At 56.5% G+C, this 20950-nt stretch carries 17 protein-coding genes; 4 read left to right on the forward strand and 13 right to left on the reverse strand.

Features of this window, described 5'->3' with window-relative positions; translation table 11 throughout:
- Positions 1–131: 131 nt before the first annotated feature.
- From AAC620_RS07815 to gltB, 3 genes are read left to right on the forward strand one after another with little or no spacing between them, the layout of a single operon-like run.
- Complete coding sequence (locus AAC620_RS07815; protein WP_340244040.1) at positions 132–1565, forward strand: NAD(P)-dependent oxidoreductase; 1434 nt, start codon at positions 132–134, stop codon at positions 1563–1565.
- A gap of 39 nt (positions 1566–1604) precedes the next feature.
- Positions 1605–2279 (forward strand): hypothetical protein, encoded by a 675-nt coding sequence (locus AAC620_RS07820; RefSeq protein WP_340244042.1) that lies wholly within the window; start codon positions 1605–1607, stop codon positions 2277–2279.
- A gap of 58 nt (positions 2280–2337) precedes the next feature.
- Complete coding sequence (gltB, locus tag AAC620_RS07825; RefSeq protein WP_340244044.1) at positions 2338–6876, forward strand: glutamate synthase large subunit; 4539 nt, start codon at positions 2338–2340, stop codon at positions 6874–6876.
- Positions 6877–6919: 43 nt separating this feature from the next.
- Here the strand turns inward: gltB and serB are convergent, their stop codons facing one another.
- Positions 6920–7795 (reverse strand): phosphoserine phosphatase SerB, encoded by an 876-nt coding sequence (serB, locus tag AAC620_RS07830; protein WP_340244046.1) that lies wholly within the window; start codon positions 7793–7795, stop codon positions 6920–6922.
- 150 nt (positions 7796–7945) lie between these two features.
- Here serB and AAC620_RS07835 point away from each other — a divergent pair, with 150 nt between their 5' ends.
- Entirely contained in the window at positions 7946–9451 is a 1506-nt protein-coding gene (locus tag AAC620_RS07835) for an alpha/beta fold hydrolase (protein ID WP_340244048.1), read from the forward strand.
- Here AAC620_RS07835 and AAC620_RS07840 read toward each other — a convergent pair.
- The 12 genes from AAC620_RS07840 to AAC620_RS07895 form a co-directional block, all read right to left on the reverse strand.
- Complete coding sequence (locus tag AAC620_RS07840) at positions 9448–10524, reverse strand: lipocalin-like domain-containing protein (protein WP_340244049.1); 1077 nt, start codon at positions 10522–10524, stop codon at positions 9448–9450. The two genes, AAC620_RS07835 and AAC620_RS07840, sit on opposite strands and share 4 nt — an antisense overlap.
- Complete coding sequence (locus AAC620_RS07845) at positions 10514–12964, reverse strand: ABC transporter permease (RefSeq protein ID WP_340244051.1); 2451 nt, start codon at positions 12962–12964, stop codon at positions 10514–10516. Before AAC620_RS07845 ends, AAC620_RS07840 begins: the two co-directional genes overlap by 11 nt.
- Positions 12961–13629 (reverse strand): ABC transporter ATP-binding protein, encoded by a 669-nt coding sequence (locus AAC620_RS07850; RefSeq protein ID WP_340244053.1) that lies wholly within the window; start codon positions 13627–13629, stop codon positions 12961–12963. The genes AAC620_RS07845 and AAC620_RS07850 overlap by 4 nt, the downstream gene beginning before the upstream one ends.
- Positions 13630–13693: 64 nt before the next feature.
- A complete protein-coding gene (locus tag AAC620_RS07855; RefSeq protein ID WP_340244055.1) occupies positions 13694–14446 on the reverse strand; it encodes a TonB family protein in 753 nt (250 codons plus the stop codon).
- A complete protein-coding gene (locus tag AAC620_RS07860) occupies positions 14443–14868 on the reverse strand; it encodes an ExbD/TolR family protein (protein ID WP_340244057.1) in 426 nt (141 codons plus the stop codon). Before AAC620_RS07860 ends, AAC620_RS07855 begins: the two co-directional genes overlap by 4 nt.
- A complete protein-coding gene (locus AAC620_RS07865; RefSeq protein ID WP_340244059.1) occupies positions 14865–15272 on the reverse strand; it encodes an ExbD/TolR family protein in 408 nt (135 codons plus the stop codon). Before AAC620_RS07865 ends, AAC620_RS07860 begins: the two co-directional genes overlap by 4 nt.
- The gene (locus AAC620_RS07870; protein ID WP_340244061.1) at positions 15269–15883 is read right to left on the reverse strand and encodes a MotA/TolQ/ExbB proton channel family protein; all 615 of its coding nucleotides are present in this window, start codon (positions 15881–15883) and stop codon (positions 15269–15271) included. The genes AAC620_RS07865 and AAC620_RS07870 overlap by 4 nt, the downstream gene beginning before the upstream one ends.
- The gene (locus tag AAC620_RS07875) at positions 15880–16551 is read right to left on the reverse strand and encodes an adenosylcobinamide amidohydrolase (protein WP_340244062.1); all 672 of its coding nucleotides are present in this window, start codon (positions 16549–16551) and stop codon (positions 15880–15882) included. Before AAC620_RS07875 ends, AAC620_RS07870 begins: the two co-directional genes overlap by 4 nt.
- Positions 16548–17312: an ABC transporter ATP-binding protein gene (locus tag AAC620_RS07880; protein ID WP_340244063.1), complete on the reverse strand. Its 765-nt coding sequence runs from the start codon at positions 17310–17312 to the stop codon at positions 16548–16550. Before AAC620_RS07880 ends, AAC620_RS07875 begins: the two co-directional genes overlap by 4 nt.
- Positions 17309–18298, reverse strand: coding sequence for a FecCD family ABC transporter permease (locus AAC620_RS07885; protein ID WP_445322457.1), 990 nt, complete (start codon positions 18296–18298; stop codon positions 17309–17311). Before AAC620_RS07885 ends, AAC620_RS07880 begins: the two co-directional genes overlap by 4 nt.
- A 5-nt stretch (positions 18299–18303) precedes the next feature.
- Positions 18304–19095, reverse strand: a complete 792-nt coding sequence (locus AAC620_RS07890) for an ABC transporter substrate-binding protein (protein WP_340244067.1) — start codon at positions 19093–19095, stop codon at positions 18304–18306.
- 16 nt (positions 19096–19111) lie between these two features.
- Positions 19112–20938, reverse strand: coding sequence for a TonB-dependent receptor plug domain-containing protein (locus AAC620_RS07895; RefSeq protein ID WP_340244069.1), 1827 nt, complete (start codon positions 20936–20938; stop codon positions 19112–19114).
- Between the last annotated feature and the right edge of the window lie 12 nt (positions 20939–20950).

A 20950-nucleotide genomic window follows, 5' to 3' on the forward strand; every position in this document is an offset into this window, starting at 1 on the left:
CCTATTTTTGTAAATCAAAGTTGCAAATTGGCCGCCAGAAATGAAAACAGCATTATATAGGTCAGTATTGCTGTCTTTTATGTGGTGCGCTTTCGGAATATGAGAAGCGCGTTGAAGATGGGAGTAGTTCCGTGGCTAAGCAACCGATGTTAAAATTTGTCTCCGTGGCTAAAGAAACGCCCGAGAAGAGATCCGCCGAAGAACGCCGTGCGGATTTTCGCGAGATCTATGCCGAGTATGCCGAGCAAAAAGCCGCGGAGCAAGCAGGCCGTTGCAGTCAATGTGGCGTGCCCTATTGCCAGTCGCATTGCCCGCTTCACAACAATATTCCCGACTGGCTCCGCCTGACTGCCGAAGGGCGCTTACGCGAGGCCTATGAGATCAGCCAAGCCACAAACACATTCCCTGAAATCTGTGGGCGTATCTGCCCGCAAGATCGCCTGTGCGAAGGCAATTGTGTGATCGAACAATCTGGGCATGGCACCGTCACCATCGGCTCGGTCGAGAAATACATCACCGATACCGCATGGGATGAAGGTTGGGTGATGCCCATTGCCCCCACAACTGAGCGGGCAGAATCCGTGGGCATCATTGGCGCAGGGCCAGGCGGTTTGGCTGCCGCAGATCGTCTGCGCCGCGCAGGGCTTCAGGTGACAGTCTATGATCGTTATGACCGCGCGGGCGGGCTTTTGACCTACGGGATTCCAGGGTTTAAATTGGAAAAACCCGTGGTGATGCGCCGCAATGAGCTTTTGGAAAAAGGCGGGGTCAAGTTCGAGTTGAACACCGATATTGGCCGCGACATCACCTTTGAGGCGCTGCGCGAAAAGCACGACTTCATCGTGATCGCGACAGGCGTCTATAAATCGCGCGACTTGGACGTTGCGGGGCATGAGGCTTCGGGGATCGTCAAGGCATTGGATTATCTCACCGCGTCCAACCGCAAAAGCTTTGGCGATGCTGTGCCTGATTTTGACACTGGCGCATTGAATGCCGAAGGCAAAAAAGTTGTCGTAATCGGCGGTGGTGATACTGCGATGGACTGTGTGCGCAGTGCGATTCGACAGGGTGCGACCTCTGTGAAATGCCTGTATCGCCGTGACCGAGCGAATATGCCTGGCAGCCAGCGCGAAGTTCAGAACGCCGAAGAAGAGGGCGTGGAATTTGTCTGGCTGTCCGCGCCAAAAGGTTTTGTTGGCAATCCTGTAACAGGTGTCGAGGTTCAGAAAATGCGCCTCGGCGCGCCTGATGCGACAGGCCGTCAAAGCCCCGAGGTGATAGAGGGTGCCGATTATGTTGAGGACGCGGATTTGGTGATCATGGCCTTGGGCTTTGAGCCAGAAGATCTGCCCACGCTTTGGAATTGCGCGGATTTGCCTGTCACCCGTTGGGGGACAGTAAAGACCGACTTCCGCAGCCATGAAACGGCATTGGAAAACGTCTATGCTGTTGGTGATATTGCGCGCGGGGCGAGCCTTGTTGTTTGGGCGATCCGTGATGGCCGTGAAGCAGCGGATGCGATCCTCGCAAAAGTTGCAGGCCACGGCGTGATTGCGGCTGAGTGATCCGATATGGCCCGTCTTGCGCATAGCATCGCACGTCACTTGACCCTTCTCGCATCGGCGGGCGGGGTCATGGGTGTTGCGGCGATGGCGCAAGCGGCGCAAATCACACCGCCCGCGGGGTGCGAAGCCTTCCTCACGGTTCAAAGCCGCGGATGCATGGTCTCGCATTATTGGACCTGTGAAGGTGATGCTGCGGGCGAGCATTGGCGCCTCAGCCTAGATGTCGATGGGCCCATGTCATTATCCCATACGGATCGAGAGTTTCGGTGGCTTGAATCGCTTGATCTTCGCACGGGCCTTCGGTCGCGTTTGGTCCAACCTGAAATTGACCCTGCAAGCCTTAGCGAATTGCTTGAGACGGGGCGGGACAGTTTCACCTTTTCGCTGTCTGTCTCAGAAGGGGACGCGCCCTTTACCCGCGATTACAGCGGTTTTGACGCTCTTACGGGCGACACAGTTGAGATTGACGGTGAGGTTTTGGCACGCACGGAATTTGCCTATACCGAAACCACGCCAGACGGCGCACGCAGCACTGTGGGCAACCAATATGTAAGCCCCTCTTTGCGGATGTTCTTTGGCGGCACCGAGACGCTGACCCTGCCCAGCGGGGAGGAAATCTCCTATGACGCAAGCCCCGTTGATTTTGCCCGTCCCAATGAGGCGGGATTTCTGAATGCACTGCCGCTTTATGATTGCGGTGATGTTTTATCCTAGGGCTTTGGCCCGTTTCGCGCATCCCGATGATGCCCCTTCCGAAAGAAAGGTATGAGTGATGACCAAGTTTGATGCCGAATGGGTGGCCGCAGAAGAGGCCAAGCGCGCGTTTATGGCCGAGCATGGTATGTATTCCCTTGAGGAGGAACATTCCTCTTGTGGTGTAGGTTTGGTCGTTGCTGTCGATGGCAAACCTTCACGCCGCGTGGTGGAAAACGGGATCAACGCGCTTAAGGCCGTTTGGCATCGCGGTGCTGTGGATGCCGATGGAAAGACAGGCGATGGCGCAGGCATCCATGTGCAAATCCCTGTGCAGTTTTTCTATGATCAAATTCGCCGCACAGGCCATGAGCCTGCTTCTGACAAATTGATTGCAGTCGGTCAGGTGTTCTTGCCGCGTTCGGATTTTGGTGCGCAAGAGCGGTGCCGCACGATTGTCGAAACCGAAGTTTTGCGGATGGGGCACTATATTTATGGTTGGCGCCATGTGCCTGTTGATACCGCTTGCCTTGGTGAAAAGGCCAATGCAACACGGCCAGAGATTGAGCAAATCTTGATCCGGAACGAAAAGGGCATCGATCACGAACAATTCGAGCGTGAGCTTTACGTCATCCGCCGCCGTATTGAAAAAGCTGCTGCGGCCGCAGGCGTGGGGCAACTTTATCTGTGCTCTCTTTCCTGCCGTTCCATCATCTACAAAGGTATGATGTTGGCGGAACAGGTGTCGGAATTCTATCCCGACCTTCAGGATGCGCGGTTTGAATCCGCCTTCGCGATTTACCACCAGCGATATTCAACCAACACATTCCCACAATGGTGGTTGGCGCAGCCATTCCGCATGTTGGCCCATAATGGCGAAATCAACACGCTCAAGGGCAATGTGAACTGGATGAAGAGCCATGAGATTCGCATGGCATCCACCTATTTCGGGGATATGGCCGAAGATATTAAGCCGATCATCCCGCAAGGGTCGTCTGACTCTGCCGCTTTGGACGCTGTGTTCGAGGTTTTGGTGCGCGCAGGTCGCAATGCGCCAATGGCAAAAACCATGCTCGTTCCCGAGGCTTGGAGCCAAACCGCCAGCGAATTGCCGCAGGCATGGCAGGATATGTATTCCTATTGCAACTCCGTGATGGAGCCATGGGATGGCCCCGCTGCCCTTGCAATGACCGATGGTCGTTGGGTTTGTGCGGGTCTTGACCGAAACGGTCTGCGTCCAATGCGCTATGTGGTGACGGGCGATGGGATGCTGATTGCGGGTTCCGAGGCGGGCATGGTGCCTGTTGATGAGGCGCGCGTGATCGAAAAAGGCGCGCTTGGGCCTGGTCAGATGATTGCGGTCGATATGGAAACGCAAAAGCTATTCCACGATACCGAGATCAAGGATGCCTTGGCCGCGGCGCGCCCGTTTGGCGACTGGGTTGGCAAGATCACGGATTTGGCCAAGGAAACCGAAGGCCTTACGGAAACAGCGATTTTCTCAGGCGAAGACCTGCGCCGCCGTCAGGTAGCTGCGGGCTATACGATTGAGGAATTGGAACATATCCTTGCACCAATGGCCGAAGATGGCAAAGAGGCCTTGGCCTCTATGGGCGATGATACGCCAAGCGCGGTTTTGTCGAAGAAATATCGTCCCTTGAGCCACTTCTTCCGCCAGAATTTCAGTCAGGTGACGAACCCCCCGATTGACAGTTTGCGCGAATATCGGGTGATGAGCCTTAAGACGCGCTTCGGTAACCTGAAGAATGTGTTGGACGAAGATAGCAGCCAGACAGAGATTTTGGTTCTCGACAGTCCTTTCGTGGGCAATGCGCAATTTGACGCGATGGTAAAGCATTTTGGCGATGCCGTGGTGACGATTGACGCGACCTTTGCTGCGGGTGCGGATAAAAATGGCTTGCGTGATGGGCTGGAGCGCATTCGCCAAGAGGCCGAGGATGCAGTGCGTTCGGGTGCAGCGCATATCGTGCTGACCGACCGTTTCCAAAGCGCAGACAAAGTCGCGATGCCAATGATCTTGGCGACAAGCGCGGTGCATTCGTGGCTGACGCGCAAGGGCTTGCGCACATTCTGCTCGCTCAACATCCGATCAGCGGAATGCATTGACCCGCATTATTTTGCGGTTCTGGTGGGCTGTGGGGCAACCACAGTGAACGCCTATTTGGCCGAGGATTCGCTAGCAGATCGCATTGAGCGCGGTCTGTTGGAGGGCACTTTGACCGAAGCGGTCGCACGCTATCGCAACGCGATTGACCAAGGCTTGTTGAAAATCATGGCCAAAATGGGGATTTCGGTGATTTCCTCATATCGTGGTGGTTTGAACTTCGAGGCTGTGGGTCTGAGCCGCGCCATGGTTGCGGAATATTTCCCCGGCATGACGAGCCGCATTTCGGGCATTGGCGTTTCGGGCCTTCAGAAAAAATGTGAAGAAGTTCACGCGCTTGGTTGGTTGCAGGGCGATGGAATCCTTCCAATTGGCGGTTTCTATAAATCGCGCCGTTCGGGGGAAACCCATGCTTGGGAAGCGCAGTCGATGCATATGATGCAGATGGCCTGCAACAAAGCCTCGTTTGAATTGTGGAAACAATATTCCGCCAAGATGCGCGCCAACCCGCCCATTCATCTGCGCGACTTGTTGGACATTAAGCCTTTGGGTCAGCCCATTGCGATTGAAGAAGTGGAATCCATCACCTCAATCCGCAAGCGATTTGTCACGCCGGGCATGAGCCTTGGGGCGCTTAGCCCCGAGGCCCATAAGACGCTCAACGTGGCGATGAATCGCATTGGCGCGAAATCCGATAGTGGTGAAGGCGGCGAAGATCCCGCACATTTCACACCAGAGCCCAATGGCGACAACCCAAGCGCCAAGATCAAACAGGTCGCATCGGGCCGCTTTGGCGTTACAGCGGAATATCTGAACCATTGCGAGGAGTTGGAGATCAAGGTCGCACAAGGCGCCAAGCCGGGTGAAGGCGGTCAGTTGCCTGGTATGAAGGTGACAGATTTGATTGCGCGCCTTCGTCACTCGACCAAAGGTGTGACGCTGATCTCGCCGCCGCCGCATCACGATATCTATTCAATCGAAGATTTGGCGCAGCTGATCTATGATCTCAAGCAGATCAACCCCCGCGCGAAAGTCACCGTGAAATTGGTGGCCTCATCGGGCGTTGGCACGATTGCGGCGGGTGTCGCCAAGGCAAAGGCGGATGTCATCCTAATCTCGGGCCACAATGGTGGCACGGGTGCAAGCCCCGCGACCTCGATCAAATATGCGGGTCTGCCATGGGAGATGGGTCTGACCGAGGCGCATCAGGTCTTGTCGATGAACAACCTGCGCGACCGAATCACCTTGCGCACCGATGGTGGCCTGCGCACAGGTCGTGATATTGTCATGGCAGCCATGATGGGGGCCGAGGAATATGGTATCGGCACGGCTGCGTTGATTGCCATGGGATGTATCATGGTGCGCCAGTGCCAGTCGAACACCTGCCCCGTGGGCGTTTGCACGCAAGACGAAAGCCTGCGCGCAAAATTCACAGGAAACGCAGATAAGGTTGTCAATCTGATCACCTTCTACGCGCAAGAAGTGCGCGAGATTCTGGCAGAGATTGGCGCGCGCAGTCTTGATGATGTCATTGGCCGCGCCGATTTGTTGACACAGGTCAGCCGTGGTTCGGCGCATTTGGATGATCTTGATCTTAACCCCATGCTGATCACAGTCGATGGGGCGGATAAGATTGTTTATGATCGCAATAAGCCGCGCAACTCTGTGCCTGACACGTTGGACGCACAGATCGTGGCGGATGCAGCGCGCTTTTTGCAAGATGGCGAAAAGATGCAATTGTCTTACGCTGTGCAGAACACGCTACGCACCATTGGCACGCGGACATCTAGCCACATCGTGCAGAAATTCGGGATGCGTAACAGCCTTCAACCAAATCACCTGACGGTGAAATTGGAGGGTTCGGCAGGGCAGTCCTTAGGGGCCTTTGCAGCGCCTGGATTGAAGCTTGAGGTGTCGGGTGATGCCAATGACTATGTGGGTAAGGGCCTGTCGGGTGGCACGATTGTCGTGAAACCCGCTCAAGTCAGCCCTCTGAAGGCCTCTGAAAACGTCATCATCGGCAACACTGTTCTTTATGGCGCCACCGATGGCTATCTCTTTGCAGCGGGTCGCGCGGGTGAGCGCTTTGCGGTGCGTAACTCAGGCGCCAAAGTCGTGGTCGAGGGCTGTGGCTCGAACGGGTGTGAATATATGACGGGCGGCGTTGCCGTGATCCTTGGGTCAATTGGGGCCAATTTCGGCGCGGGTATGACGGGCGGTATGGCCTATCTCTATGACCCAAGCGGCGAGGCTTTGATCAATATGAACCTTGAGACATTGGTGACTTGCCCCGTCACAGTCGCACATTGGGAAGAGCAGTTGCTTGACCTGATCACCCGCCATCATGCGGAAACGGCCTCGCAGAAAGCGGATATGATCCTCAAGAATTGGGAGAGTGAGAAGGCAAACTTCTTGCAGGTTTGCCCCAAGGAAATGCTCAATAAGCTGGCCCATCCGATCAGCCTTGAAGCGGCGGCTGTGCCTGCTGAATAAACCAAAAAAACCGCGCGCAAAGAGATTTGCGCGCGGTTTTACTTTAGGCCTTGATAAAATCTGTTGCGGCGTAGCCTTGCATGTAAAGAAGCGCCGTTAGATCACCGTGATTGATCCGATGCTTGGCTTGCGCTTGCACTGTAGGTTTCGCGTGTAATGCGACCCCCGCCCCTGCAAGTTGCAGCATCCCTAAATCATTTGCGCCATCGCCGACCGCCAAGACATCGGCAGGGGTAATCCCAAGCCGTGCTGTGATGTCATTCAAGGCCTCCACTTTGGCCTCGCGTCCCAAGATTGGGTCAGTCACCTTGCCTGTCAGCTGAGCGCCTTCGGCGCAAAGCGTGTTTGCGCGGTGTTCGTCAAACCCAAGCCTATCTGCAATGGCCGCCGTGAAGGCCGTAAACCCTCCAGATACAAGCGCGGCATAGGCGCCATTTGCCTTCATAGTAGCCAAAAGAACGGGGCCGCCCGGCATAAGGTGAATGCGCTTTTCCAAAACATGGCTGATCACCGCGACATCGAGGCCCTTGAGCAGGCTCACACGTTCGCGAAGCGCGCCTTCGAAATCCAATTCGCCATTCATCGCGCGGGCGGTAATCTGAGCCACGCGCGGGCCAACACCCGCCTCGGCGGCCAATTCATCAATGCATTCTTGGCGGATCATGGTCGAATCCATATCCGCGAGCAGCATTTTCTTGCGCCGCCCCTCTTGGGGTTGCAAAACCATATCTACACCTTCGGCCTGAAGGCTGGCCCAGATGTCTTCGAAATTGGTGGGCGCCTCCGGAATAGTGAATTCTGCCGCTGTGTTTGGGTTCAACCACACTGCATCACCGCCGCCCAATGCATTGCGGAGGCTTGCCACCAATTCTGGTTCCAAATGGATTGCGGGATTGGTGATTAATGTGACAACAAACATGGCTTTGTCCCTTTGGGGATATGGCGAAAGTCCATTGATCCTATAGGAAATGTCCTTGGTCTTGGCCAGTCAACAATCACTTTGGGTGCGCAAGCGGCAATTTTGCGTTAGCTTGGGCCAAAGATTGGCTTGGTAAGGGGCAGACTTGGCATGATCCGCGCTGTGATTGGCCTGATACTGGGCGCGCTTCTCGCATTGAGCGCCGTGATCTTCCTCGAGCGGGATCGCGCAGATATCGTGCAGCAGCAGATGCTATGGGGTGACACCCCAGTGACTTGGATGCAGCGCCCTGCATCCACGGGGCCGGTCATTATACTTGCGCATGGTTTTGCAGGGTCACGTCAACTGATGCAGACCTACCAAATATCTTTGGCCAAAGCGGGTTATGTAACTTTTAGCTTCGATTTTGAGGGGCATGGCCGCAATCGCCAACCGATGCGCGGCGATGTCACCGCGATAGATGGCACAACCCGCTATTTGATGGAGGAACTGGCCCGCGTCACGGATCGCGCGATTGACGCGGTCGGGCGGGCAAACGGGCTGGCCTATTTGGGCCATTCCATGGCCAGTGATATCATCATCCGCCAAGCGATAGAGGATCCGCGTGTTGCGACCACCGCTGCATTATCGGTCTTTTCCTTGGCGATTACGCCTGACGAGCCGCGCTCGCTCCTGATGATCAATGGCCAATGGGAGGCAGGATTGCGCGCGGCTGCGCAATCAGTGATGCAACAAATTGGCGCCAGCGAAGGTGATCGCATTCGTGATGTGACAGGTTTCGCCCGCGCGGCCCTTGTTGCGCCGATGACCGAGCATGTTGGTATTCTCTATTCCCGCGCGGCCATTGCCGAGGTGATTGCGTGGTATGATGTAGAATTTGGCATCACCCGCGCAAGCCCGCCCTCTATCGCGCCTTATGGCGCAATAATTTTGGGCGGGTTTGCGGGGATTGTGATGGCCCTCGGCGGGCTTGCGACCTTGGGATTTAGCGGCAAACCAAGGCGGGTTTTGCCAATTGCGCCGCGTGCCTTTTGGTTGGCGGCGCTTCTGCCCGCGCTGATAACGCCTGTGGTTTTACGGGGGGCATCTCTGCCATTTTTGCCTGTCATTCTTGCCGATTACCTTGCGCTGCACCTTGCCCTTTATGGGGGGCTTGCGATTGCGATTTTGCTGATCACAGGTCATGGTTCGGTGATTTTTCCAACCCCGCGCCGGGTTTTGCGCAGCCTGTGGATTGGGATCGGGTTTGGCGCTGTCGCACTTGGTCTTATGGGTCTTTATCTTGATCGTTATGTCGGCAGTTTTTGGGCAGGGGGCGCACGCCTGCTGCCATTTGTGATGATTTTAATCGGCGCATTGCCCGCGATGATTGCGGATGCGGCGCTGATTTCCGCCGCCCGCGCGCCAATATGGAAACGGATTTTGGTGCGTTTTGCCTTTTTGGCATCGCTTGGCCTTGCGGTCGCATTGGATTTTGATCGGATGTTGTTTTTGATCCTGATCTTGCCTGTGATTCTATTGTTTTATGCCAGTTTCGGCTTTGTCTATGGCCGATTGGGGCGGGGACAGGCGGCAGTTCTTGGCATGGGTTTGGCGCTTGGGCTGTCTTTGGCTTGGGCGCTTGCAGCCAGCTTCCCGCTGTTTCAGGCGGGTTAATACCCCGTCATCTCCAGATATCCGCGCCCTAGATGGCTGCCTGTGCTAAAAATCGGCCCTTCCCAATAGGGGATTGTGCCGCCCATCCATGCATCGGGGTTGAGCGCGTTGGTGCGGATATCTAGTCTCTGTTCTGGCAGGGTGATGTGCCACCCGACAGGTAAAACCCGCCCTGCCACCTCATGTGTCACAATAGGCGTCATGCGCAGTGCGCCATCACCATAAGCGGTGGGTTGGCCATTTGCCGAGATCCATGTGGCCGAGGTAAATCGGGTCTCATCGCGGCTGCGCAATGAGAACCCCATGAGCTTTTCACCCGTTTCAAAATGAAGCGACACCCAATCCCATCCCGCTTGATCTGCCGCCAATGGCTGCGATGACCATTCGCGATCAAGCCATGCTTGTCCTGACACTTGTCGTGCCCCATCGGGCAAGGTGATGGTTCCGCTGACCTCGTAAAACGGTTGGGAGTAGTAATAGCTTGCCTGACCTTCATTCGATTTCACTGAAAACCCATTCACCCCGTGGCGCACGAGCGGGCCATGAGCCGTGAGGGTGAGGTCATATGCAAACGTGTCGCCGCGCGCGCTGACAATGATCTGGTCAAGTGCATCTGTCTCTGATGCCGAGTTCAGAGACTGCAATCCCCAATCATCTATCCAGACCTCAAGCAGATTTTCGGTTAGTAAAGCCCCAGCTTGGCCTGTGCCGCCACGGGCATAGCGTTCGCCGTGATAATGCTGATCAGGCAGGGTGACAGCGGCATGGCCGAGCCAGATTTGCCCGTCTTCCCACGCATTGCTTTGGCCATCGGCGGGGCGGGTTGCATTGCGAAACACAGTCCATTGCGCCCCAAGCGGGTTTCCTGCGGCATCGGTTAGATTGGCGGTCAGATACCACCACTCGATTCGATAATCGGGGTGAGCCGTGTGATCCTGTGGAAATGTGATCGGTCGGTTCGGATCGACCGCCGCATATCCTTCGGCGCTGAGGCCAAGCCCCGCGAAACCCTGAGCATGGGCGACAGGGGCAATCCATATAAAAACCAATGCAAGTAGCGATCTAACGTTCATGGGCGAATAGTCCAAGCAACCGATGGGGTGAGAGACGCGCCAATTGCCATGCGGGCCATAAGGCTGCAATCGCCGCAGCCCCTGCCGACAAGGCGCATAGTTTGATCAGATCCGCAGGGAAGATTTGCAGTGGCAGGCGCCATCCAAAGGCCTCAACATTGATGATCGCCAAAAGGTAATGTGCCAAAGCAAGACCCAGAGGCAGCGCAAAAATGGCGCAGAAGCTCGCAAAGGCGATAACCCGCAAAAATTCGGCCCAGGCAAGGTTCCGCCGCCGCTGTCCTGCAGCCCAGATCGGGGCTATTTGCGCAAGACGCATTTCAGACAGGGTCAAGAGGCTTGTGAACATGGCGAACCCTGCCACCCCAAGGGTCAGCGCATTCAGCGCGTAGGTCACTTGAAAAGTTTGTTCGAACACCCGCAGCGAGATGTCTTTCACCGCCGCTTGATTGATCATGGATTGCGGAGAAAGGCCTGTAGCCTCTGTGATGTCAGCCGCTAAATCTGTGACCGTTGCAGGATCAGTGCGCAGCGCAAAGCGCAAAGGCGGGGATTCGGGGAAGAGCGTCTTAAACAGATCAAGTCCAATGATCGCCTGCCCCTCGGGGTTTCCATAATCTGAATAAATCCCAAGGATTGGCAGGGTTAGGCTTGGGGTTACATTAAAATCCTGACCCAGTTCCAACATTTCGCGGCGGGCGAGTTGTTCGTTGATCACAACAGCTTGGCCTTTGGCCATCTGTGACCACGCGTCAGGCAGGGCCTCGAGAAATGGCCAGTGATCCCGATATGTGGCGTGATCCACCAGCCCATGCAATTCGGCGGGCAATCCACCAAATCGCGTGTCTACTAGGGCGAAGGGCAAAATCGCGTCAACACGCGGTGTAAGATAGTCGGTGACACGCGCCGCTTGTTCGGGGGAAGCGGTGGTCAAATACAGCTCGGACGCCAACCGTTGATCCAACCAGCCTGTAAAGGTGGCTCGAAACGAGCCAACCATGGTGGATACGCCAATATTCGTTGAAAGCGCCAATAAAAGCGCCATCAAAGATAGGGATAAGGCAGGCAAAGACAGACGCATATCAGCTAAGGCCCAGTGCATAAACGGGGCCCTGACCCGTGTTGCGATGCCCGCCAAAAGCACCGATAGGCCAAAGGGCAAAACCAATGCGCCCCCCAATAAGAGCGCAGCCAAACCGATAAAACCCATCATTAGGCCGCTGCCAAAGATCACAACAAGGCCAGATAGGGCCAAAAGGCCTAGGCCTAAAAGGGCTTGGATAAGGCGCAAGGCGGCACTGGTTTGTGCCCATGAATTCGGTGTCGCTGATCGCAAGATCGGCAAGCGCGCCACCCGCCAAAGCGCAGATGCCCCCGCAATCGCGGCCCCGATCACAGACATGGCTAGGGCAGCAACGGCCCACATCGGATCAAATTGCAGCACTGCGCCGATATCGGCGCCGTATAGCCCTCGAAGGCTTGCGGAAACCTCTGGCAAAAGAGTTGCGGCCAAACCATATCCTAAACCAAGACCAAGGATGCCTGACACAAGTGCGAAAACCCCAAGCTCTACAGCCAAAAGCACAATCAACCCACCCAATGGCACGCCAAGCGCGCGCAAGGCCCGCAGGCTTGTGCGGCGTTGCTCAAAGGCCAGACCAATGGTGGCGTGGGTGATGAACAAACCCACGGCAAAGGCAAGAAAGCCAAAGGCCGTCAGGTTGAGATGAAAGCTATCTGTCAGCCGTGCCAGATCATTGCTGGTTTCGGCCTGCTGAAGGATCAAGTCACCGCGTGAGGCAAGCCAAGTGTCAATCGGCGCAAGGCCAAAAGGCTGGGGTGCTGAGACAATCAACGCGGTTGGCCCCATCTTACCCACAAGCTGTGCGATTGTTGCGATGTCGCCGATGACCAAGCCCGTTGCGAGCGTGTCATCATAGCGGGCATTGCCCAAGATCCTGCGCGCGTGTTCGGTCAAATCAGGGGGCAGGCCGCGGGATGCCGTGTCTGATGTCATCAACACCTGACCGTCCAAAAGGATATCCGTAACGGCGATGCTGCCAGATTGCAGGCGTTCGGGAAGTGCCGCGACTGGCAGGGTCAGAGGATCAATTCCAAGCACACGTAAGGCATTCGGGCCAGAGCCAAGCCGTGCCTCAAGAAGCGGTGAAACAAGATAGCCCGCGCGGCGCAGTTCGGAAAAGATCGCTTGATCCATCGCGCGGCCATCTTGGCGCAAGATGCGGTCAAATTGATCTTGTCCCAATAAATTCGCGGCGCGGGCATAGCTTGCGCGCGCTTCAGCGTTGAGGGCCTGAACCCCCGACCACAGTGCCGTTGCCAGTGCAAGCCCCGCAATCAGCGCAAAAACCTGCAAGGGATGTCTGCGCCAATGGCCCAAAAGTGCCGATAGGGTGGTCAGGATCAAGGCGCGGTTCATGGATCGAATGCCTGCAACTGCCCGCGTGAGAGATGTCGGCGCGTCTCGCAGGCGGCGGCAATGCGCGCCGAATGGGTGACCATCAAAAGACCCGCCCCGCTTTCCGCGATCAGTCGTAAAAAAAGTGATAGCACTGCTTGGCCATTTTCTTCGTCAAGGTTTCCCGTTGGCTCATCCGCAAGGATAAGGTCAGGGCGCAGTGCCAAGGCACGGCCAACGGCAACCCGCTGTTGTTGTCCGCCTGAAATCTCCTCTGGATAGCGCGCCAAAAGCGTCTCTAAGCCTAGGTTTTGTGACAGATGCGCGATCCAATCGCGATCATATCGACCCGCGAGCCGCGCTTGAAAGGAAAGGTTGTCACCAATGGTCAAAGCGGGGATCAGGTTGAACTGTTGAAAGACCAGGCCAATCGACTGACGCCGAATGGCCGCCAAGCCCCCATCATCCAATTTCGTAATATCTTGGCCCTTGATCAGAATCTCGCCCTGATCGGGCCGTTCCAGACCTGCCACCAAGTGAAGCAGGGTAGACTTTCCCGCCCCGCTTTCCCCCGTCAATGCAAGGCTCTGGCCTGCGCCCAGTTGTAAGGACAGGTCGCTCAAGACGTTGACCTGACCTTCACCGCTCTCAAAGGATTTTGAGACATTGCCCAGTTCTAATAGCATAATTCACCCGTGAGCTGTCGTGACAAAACATAGGCCGTTTTGCCCCGTTGCACAGCGCGGCGGGCTAGCGCAGGCGCAAGGGCAGATCGAAATTATATCGTGCGGCGCTAATCCCGTCTGGTGCGGGTGGATATGGGCTTGCCTCTGCCACAAAAGCCAAGAGGGCTGTGTCCAAATCAGCTTGGCCCGTGCCCGCCAGAATTCGAACATCATGAAGGCGGCCATCGGCATCAATCACAAGCCGCAAGGTTGCTGCGCCGCGCCCGCGTGGGCGGCTGGGGCTGCGTTCTAATTGACGTAAAATTCCGCTGCCCCAATGGGACATCAAGCGCATGATCACATCCTGATCTTCGCTGTTTGTGACGGCGGTTGTGGTGGTTGGTGCGGCCTCGGCCCCACCGCTTGCGCGTGTTGCAGGGCGCGGTGCGGGGGCGGTGGGCGGTGGTGCGTTTGGAACCTCAGGTTCTAGCGCAGGTGCCACCTCTTGCAGTTGCGGTGCCAAATCAGGACGGCGTTCGGTCAGGTTTGGCGGTGCAAGCGGTGCAATTTCTGGGCGCATGGGCGCAAATGGGGCAGCCATCGGTGGGACGTCTGGTATGACTTGGCTGAGTTCGGGCGGCCGTGACCATTGATCAACAAGGGCCGCCAAATCTTGCGGGGCCGCCGAAAGCGACAGTTGCGCATGCCCGTGATCGCCTGCCGCTTCATCCCCGACCATGTTTTGCGGCGCCCCTGCGCCAATCCAAGTGGCCGCACCCAGATGCAGCCCAAGCGATAGGGTAAGAAACCCAAATATTTGCGCGCCAAGTCGGATCATGGGGCACCCCCTGCGCGGGTGATGAGGTCGACACGCCCCACACCAATCGCGGCAAAATCCGCCAAAGCGCGCGCCAAATCTTGGGCGGGTAAGGTGGCATCCATCGCTAGTTTCAGGGTAAATTCAGTCTCTGCACCTTGTAACAGAGCCGATTGAAGTTCCGCCAACACAGCCTCGCGGCCCTGTTCGGCCCCATAGTGCCACTGACCATCCGCCGCGATATACAGCACCGCATCGCGCGCGGGATCTGATGCTTCGGCTAAGGGTGACACGGGCAGGGTCAGTTCCACAGGCGGCTTAGCGCGTAAGGTTGCGCTGGTGAGAAAGAAGATCAAAAGCAAAAAGACGACATTGATCATCGGCACCATATCAAGATCGGCCAAGTGTCGTCTGCTGCGGCTTTGTGGGGGGGTAAGTCTCATTCAATCACCGCAAGATTGTCTAAACCGCCTGCCCGCAATGCGGCCATCAAGGATAACAACTGTTGAACCGTTGCACCCGCCTCAGGACGCAGAATGATTTTTTGTGCGGCTTCGGATCCATCTTCTTGGATCAGGTTGTGCAATGCGGGGATGAGATCAGCGGCATCTATGACCTGCCCGTTTAGCATCAGATGATCGGCCCCGAGTGTAACCAAACGCGGTGGGCCTTCATAAATCATGGTGGTGCTTGCGTTGGGCGCGGCGGGACGCATAGATACGGCGCTGTCGCGGCCCATTTGTGCGGCGAGCATGAAAAAAATCAATAACAGGAACACCACATCAATCATCGGCGCAAGGCTAGCCTTGCGTCTGCCGATGCGGGGTTGGTGAAAGTCTAACCTCATGCCGCGGGGCCTTTGATTGCAAAAATACGCGTGGCGATATCTTCAAAGCTGTGGCGCATTTTGTCATGGATGGTGTCGAACCATGTCAGGCACATCGCAACTGGGATCGCCACGGCCATGCCTGCGGCGGTGGTTAAAAGGGCGGCCCAAATCCCCCCTGCAAGCGTGGCAGGGTCGGCATTCCCTCCCTCAAGCTGAAGGGCTTGGAATGCGTCAATCATGCCCAAAACCGTGCCCAACAGGCCCAAAAGTGGCGCAATCGTCACAACCAGTTCCAAGGCACGCAACCCTGCGCTGATCTCTTGAAGCCGCGCGCGGGCGATGCGGGCAATTTCTTCCTTGCGGCTGCTTTCATCCCAGTCGGCGCTTTCGCGCAGGCGGATCGCATCACTGGCAAATTCTGCGCGCATCCCGCTGCGCGCCGCAAGCACGGCGCTGACATCCTCACCTGCGCACCACCGCGAGATTGCCGCATCGGTGTTTTGCCCTGAGCGAAGCGCGCCAAGGCGCAAAAGCTGACTGATCTTCCACAGGATCACCGCAAGGCTGACCACAGAAAGCGCTGCAATCAACATAAGGATTGGGCCGCCTTTGAGAAGTAATTCGATCATGCCGTTGCCTCTTCGCTGAGATAGGTGTCGCAGGCTGTCCGCACAGCATCATAAACCACGCGTCCCAATGCGTGACCGATTTCTGTGTGCAGTCCTGCATAGGCGTGTTGCAGATCTTCGCCTTGGACGCAGGCCAAGGTCAGGCAATCCGTGCCTGTTCCTGTGGCAATGACGGGCGCGCCGCTGACCATGACCTCATAGCGCGCCTCCATGACGGCGGCTGTGCGCGCCTCGGCCATAATGGTCAGTGCTTCAATCATCGCGGTTTCGCTTAGGCACTGATTGAGACGGGCAGCAATGTTGATCGTGCCATACTCTTCAGGGTGGGCAAGGCGGCGGTGGCCGATGCGTTCAGCATTTGAAAGGCCAAGGGTCACCAATGCCTCTGCTTTTGTCTCACCAACCACTGCCGTGTCAAAATGGTGAAAGCGGATATCGCGCGATGTCAGCATCGCGATTGCCTGATCCGCGTGGTCAAGCCTCTCGTCAACCTGGCCCTCCAGCCACGAGATCACATCAAAATCGGGCGGCAAATCTGCATTGCGCACCTCGCGCCACGCAATCTGTTGGGCAGAGACGAAACCGCCCCGATAGGGGGCAAAGCTGAGACAGGCATGCGGTTTGCCGAGATCCCAAATCAGCCATGGATGAGTCAGGGTCGCGGTCATTCGACAACCTCCAAGGCTTGGAAGATCAGGCCCTGTTCTGATTGGGTGATATGCGCGGTGATGCCGAAAACGCGGCGAAGATGATCTTCGGTCAACACATCCTCGGGCGGGCCTTCGGCAATTTTTTGGCCGCGATCCATGAGGATCAATCGATCACAAAACCGCGCCGCAAGGCCCAGATCATGCAGCGAGACCAGCGCGGCCTTGCCGCTTTGCGTCAGGCTTTGCAGATGGGCAAGCGTGGCAATCTGGTGACGCGGATCAAGCCCTGCAACGGGTTCATCGGCCATGATTAGTGGGCAGTTTTGTGCAAGTGCCCGCGCCATAAGCACGCGTGCCTGCTCACCGCCTGACAAGGCCGTGGCAGGGCGGGTGGCAAACCCTGTTAAATCCATTGCGGCCAAGGCCTCAGAGACGGCGGCGTGATCATCGGCCCGTGGGGATTGCCCCGCGCCTAAATGTGGAACGCGGCCCAGCATCACCAAGGTTTCCACTGATACAGGCCATGCAATTTCGCGGGTTTGCGGCAGCCATGCGACAGCGCGGGCGCGCGCATTGGCGGGCAATGCGCTCAGCGATGAGTGGCCTTGATGCGGCAAAAGTCCAAGCGCGCCACGCATCAAGGTGGTCTTTCCTGCGCCATTGGGGCCAATCAGGCCAACCAAATCGCCTGCCCGCAATTCAGTGCTGACCCGATCCACAACAGGGCATTCCCCGCGATGGACCGTGAAATCCTGCAAGCTGAGACATGATGTGGTCATAGCTCGGCCCGCCTTGTGCGATAGATCAAATGCAGGAAAACGGGCGCGCCGATGATGGCCATGACCACACCCAATTTTAGGTCACGATCAGGCAAGATGATGCGCGCAGCGATATCGGCGGCCAAGACAAGTGCTGCGCCCCCAAGCGCCGATGCGGGCAAAAGCCGTGAGGGGCGTGCGCCCACAAATGGCCTAAGGATGTGCGGGACAACAAGACCAACAAATCCAATCGCCCCAACCACGGATGTCGCCGCCCCTGTGCAGGCCGCGACCCCTAAAACCAAAACCCACCGCAAGCGGGTCAGGTTGATGCCCAAAGATGCGGCCGCATCTTCGCCCAAGATCAGCGCGTCTAGCCCGCGTGACGTGGACAAGATCAATATCCATCCCAACACCATAAAGGGCAGGGCAATGGTGATATGAGAAAAGCTGCGATCTGCCAATGATCCCAACATCCAAAAGACGATTTCAGACGTTGCAAAAGGGTTTGGCGACAGGTTCAACACAAGTGACGTCAGGGCCGCAGCCAAAGCGCTGATTGCGATCCCCGCAAGGATAAGGGTAAGTGACCCACCCCGTGGTCCCGCCAAAAGCAGCAGCAGCACCACGGCAACGCCTGCCCCGAACAGGCCAAAAAACGGCAAAGCAAACATCACCTGTGCGGCCAGACCCGTTTGCAAAGTGACCACTGCCCCCAATGCGGCCGAGGAGGATACACCGATCAATCCAGGTTCGGCCAAGGGATTGCGCAGATAGCCCTGCAAAGCCGCTCCTGAGAGCCCCAAACTTATCCCAACCATGATCGCAAGTAAGGCGCGAGGTAGGCGAATTTCTTGCATCACAAGGCTGACAGCATCGCCTGTGCCGCCGAAGAGCGCGGAAAGGCTGTCGGAAATAGAAAACCCAGCGGGGCCGATCAAGAGCGAGGCCAAAGTCAAAAGCCCCACCACCAGGCCAAGACCTGTGAAAAGCAGTTTTTGCGACACCCCGCTCATCCTTCCATCCTCGCGCGAAGGGCGCGCAAATCTTGGATCGCGCGCAGGACGACAGGGGTGCCACAGACCCAATCCGCATTGGATTGCGTGCGCATCGCGCCAAGATGGGCGAGGGCGGGATGTGACATGACCTCTTCGGAACGGGAGTTGCCTGAATAAAGCTCGGCATGGATGAGCAGATCGGGCTGCGCCAATGTTAACAATTCCAGATCAAGCCGCCCTGATCGGCTGCGTCCCATTTCTTCGGCAATGTGACGAAACCCTGCAATCGTGATGATTTCATGGCTGAGCGTGCCTGTGCCAAGGCTATAGCTGTTGGGGTAGTAAAACGCTGCACGCGGGCCAGTCGGGGCCGCGCGCAATCGTGCCAAATCTGCCTCGAATGCATCTGCCAACTCGCCCGCGCGGGCAGTTTGGTGAAGAATTTCCCCCATCTCGCGGATGCGGTCGCTAACCTGATCCAGATTGGAGACAATATCAATCTGCGCTGTGGCAATGCCAAGCCGGCGTAGCATATCCAAGACCACAGGATCGGAATATCGCCCCGCCACAACCAGATCAGGACGCATGAGGAAGATTTCCTCTGCCTGCCCGTGGTTGATGGGATAGGCCCGCGCCGCCTCTGCCATAGGTGACATATTGGGATCGGTCGCAATATCGGACACCGAGATCAACTGCCCCTCATCGGCAAGCATCATGGCCAGTTGATCGGTGCAAAGGTTCATAGACACCACACGCAAAGGTGCGGTTTGGGCATCGGCGGCACTGGTAACCATCAGCGCCGCCATGCAAAGCGATATGAGCCTAAAACGTGCCACGAACCCCGATATAAAATGCGCGGTCGGAAGCACCGTAACCGCGGGTGGTTTGGTATTGCTCATCTGTTAGGTTATCAATGCGCATGAACAGATCAGCACCATTGGCCAAGGTATAGGTCAGGTTAGCGTTGAGAACTGTGTAGTCTTCAAGCGGTGTTGTCGTATCAAGGCGATCAGAGACTGATTGCAGCGACAGGCCCGCAGTGGTTCGTTGCCCCAAGGGCGTGGACGCGCTCAACGATACATCATGGCGCGGCACGCGGGCGAGCCTTGCGCCATCTGCCGCGCGGGCATCTGTGGATGTATAATTCAGATCAATTCCTGCATCATTCAGGAAGATGTAAGAGAGGCCCAACTGATACCCATCGGTGCGACTTGTTCCAGGCACTTGGTTATAACCTGTTGTATATTGGATCAAATCCGTAATGCGGGTCTGAAACAGCCCTGCTTCAAATGTTACTCTGCCTATCACGTGTTCAAATCCAATTTCAGCGGATTGGCTGGTTTCTGGCTGCAAGGCGGCGTTCGCGCCAAATGGCCCATATAGCTCGTTTAATGAAGGTGCGCGGAACCCCGTGCTAAGGGAGGCGCGCAGAAGGCTTGATGGGCCCGCTTGCCATGCAATCGCAACGCGACCAGTGGTTTTTGACCCATAGTGGGAATTGTCGGTCAACCGCGCAGAGATTGAGATATCAAGGTCTGTCAGGGGTGAGGTGAGCCATTCTGTAAAAACAGAATTGCTTTCGTAATCGGCGTGGATGGGGCTTGTATTATCGGTAGAAAAATACCGCTCCGTCATGGCCTCCGCGCCAAAGCTGATCGTGTCACCATTGTCTAGCGATTGCACCCCCAAATAGGTTAGCTTCTCGCGCTGCCCCTCAAACAAGAAGCGCCGTCCAGCGGGCGCAGAGGGATCAGTGCGGGTTGTGCGCGAGGCTTCAATTCCAAATTCATGGGTGCTGCTGCCAAAATCAGCGAGGGCAAAAAGACGCGCCGCAAGCAGTTCATACTCGCTGAAACGTGCAGCGTCCCCACCAACACCGCCCGATGCGTCAAATTCAAAATTGGCATTCTGCGCCAAAACACTGGCGCCAAATGTTAGAGTATCTGTCGCCTGATACTCGCCGCGCAGGTTCAAGTCGGTCGATTCAAATCCATCCGCCTCCGCGTTGCCTGCGTTCTCATCTGCGGCTGAATAGCCTTCTGTATTTGTATTGCTCAGGCTCACGGCTAAGAACCCGCGCTCAAATCGGGTTCCATAAGTCAAACCTGTGCGCATTGTTTCGAAGCTGCCCACCTCAAGATTGTAACCAATTTCGCTACCAATTTCGTCAGGCGCATCGACTGTCGTGATGTTAACCGCGCCGCCAATGGCCCCAGAACCAAGAATTGCAGACTGTGATCCGTAGAGAACCTCAGCCGAGGCGATGCCAGAAGAGGTCAACTTTCCAAAGTCAAATTGCGTCTGCGTTGAGGACGGATCTGTCACGTCAATTCCATTGATCCGGACAGGGATATATTTGCTGTCCAAACCACGAATGCGGAGGGTTGCGCTGGTTCCGATGGGGCCTGATTGCGTTACGTTGACACCGGCCAGCGTTTCGAGAAATTCAGAGAATTGCAGACGACCTCCATTGGCCAAGTCGCGCGCGGTTAAGCGACTCACTCTAACCCCCGTCCGATCCCGCGCGACATCGGTGAGGCTTGCGGAAAAGACCAGTTCATCAAGGGTGAATACATTTTGTGCGGCCAAGGGTGTGGCGGCGAGACCTGCGCACAGCGCGGCGAGGCTCAGAGTGGAAGAGGGGCGCATTTTTGCTCTCCA

Origin of the sequence: Roseobacter sp. HKCCA2468, assembly GCF_037805105.1 — a bacterium.
Taxonomy (GTDB): domain Bacteria; phylum Pseudomonadota; class Alphaproteobacteria; order Rhodobacterales; family Rhodobacteraceae; genus M30B80.

Bases quoted from the DNA above. Each gene is read 5' to 3' on its own strand.
- AAC620_RS07895 (WP_340244069.1), bottom strand. From the start codon at position 20,938: ATGCGCCCCTCTTCCACTCTGAGCCTCGCCGCGCTGTGCGCAGGTCTC.
- AAC620_RS07890 (WP_340244067.1), bottom strand. From the start codon at position 19,095: ATGGCGGCGCTGATGGTTACCAGTGCCGCCGATGCCCAAACCGCACCT.
- AAC620_RS07840 (WP_340244049.1), bottom strand. From the start codon at position 10,524: ATGAACGTTAGATCGCTACTTGCATTGGTTTTTATATGGATTGCCCCT.
- AAC620_RS07855 (WP_340244055.1), bottom strand. From the start codon at position 14,446: ATGATCCGACTTGGCGCGCAAATATTTGGGTTTCTTACCCTATCGCTT.
- AAC620_RS07835 (WP_340244048.1), top strand. From the start codon at position 7,946: ATGATCCGCGCTGTGATTGGCCTGATACTGGGCGCGCTTCTCGCATTG.
- AAC620_RS07860 (WP_340244057.1), bottom strand. From the start codon at position 14,868: ATGAGACTTACCCCCCCACAAAGCCGCAGCAGACGACACTTGGCCGAT.
- gltB (WP_340244044.1), top strand. From the start codon at position 2,338: ATGACCAAGTTTGATGCCGAATGGGTGGCCGCAGAAGAGGCCAAGCGC.
- AAC620_RS07850 (WP_340244053.1), bottom strand. From the start codon at position 13,629: ATGCTATTAGAACTGGGCAATGTCTCAAAATCCTTTGAGAGCGGTGAA.
- serB (WP_340244046.1), bottom strand. From the start codon at position 7,795: ATGTTTGTTGTCACATTAATCACCAATCCCGCAATCCATTTGGAACCA.
- AAC620_RS07865 (WP_340244059.1), bottom strand. From the start codon at position 15,272: ATGAGGTTAGACTTTCACCAACCCCGCATCGGCAGACGCAAGGCTAGC.
- AAC620_RS07880 (WP_340244063.1), bottom strand. From the start codon at position 17,312: ATGACCACATCATGTCTCAGCTTGCAGGATTTCACGGTCCATCGCGGG.
- AAC620_RS07875 (WP_340244062.1), bottom strand. From the start codon at position 16,551: ATGACCGCGACCCTGACTCATCCATGGCTGATTTGGGATCTCGGCAAA.
- AAC620_RS07870 (WP_340244061.1), bottom strand. From the start codon at position 15,883: ATGATCGAATTACTTCTCAAAGGCGGCCCAATCCTTATGTTGATTGCA.
- AAC620_RS07845 (WP_340244051.1), bottom strand. From the start codon at position 12,964: ATGAACCGCGCCTTGATCCTGACCACCCTATCGGCACTTTTGGGCCAT.